Raw genomic sequence first — 451 nt, 5'->3', positions numbered from 1 at the left:
ATCAAATATTGTGCGATCATACAATTTCCTAGTTATAAAGTAGCGAGATATTAGCGTAGTGGGATATGACAGTCCTATCACTTTATGTTAAGACGAGGACCACAAGCGAGGATAGTATACCTCATACAGCAAGCGATTTTGACGATGTATTCACTTGAATTGACCGACTCATTTAGCTGACTTATTTAGCTGACTTATTTAACTCTAACCGATTAGACCCGCTGACATATTGATTAATGAGGCTAAAATTGCGGTATTAAAGAAAAATGATAACACACAATGAATGGTACCGATGATTCGACTTTGCTGGGTGTTGAAGGCGACATCCGCTGTTTGACCAGATGTGCCAATGATGTAGGAAAAATATAAAAAATCCCAGTAGGCGGGGTCGTCATCGTTAGGAAAATCTAGCATTTCTGTGTTTTTTTCTTCTTTAAGCAAGAAATACTCG

Annotated in this window: 1 protein-coding gene; it reads right to left on the bottom strand. The window is 38.1% G+C overall.

Features of this window, described 5'->3' with window-relative positions:
• Positions 1-204: 204 nt before the first annotated feature.
• Positions 205-451 (bottom strand): DUF1345 domain-containing protein (locus J1781_RS00325; protein ID WP_217233013.1); only part of this gene is annotated, 247 nt, incomplete at its 5' end.

The sequence above is a fragment of the Rahnella perminowiae genome (assembly GCF_019049695.1).
GTDB lineage: Bacteria > Pseudomonadota > Gammaproteobacteria > Enterobacterales > Enterobacteriaceae > Rahnella > Rahnella perminowiae.
Note: the sequence above shows the minus strand (reverse complement) of the source record. Positions and strands in the feature narration are given on the sequence as shown.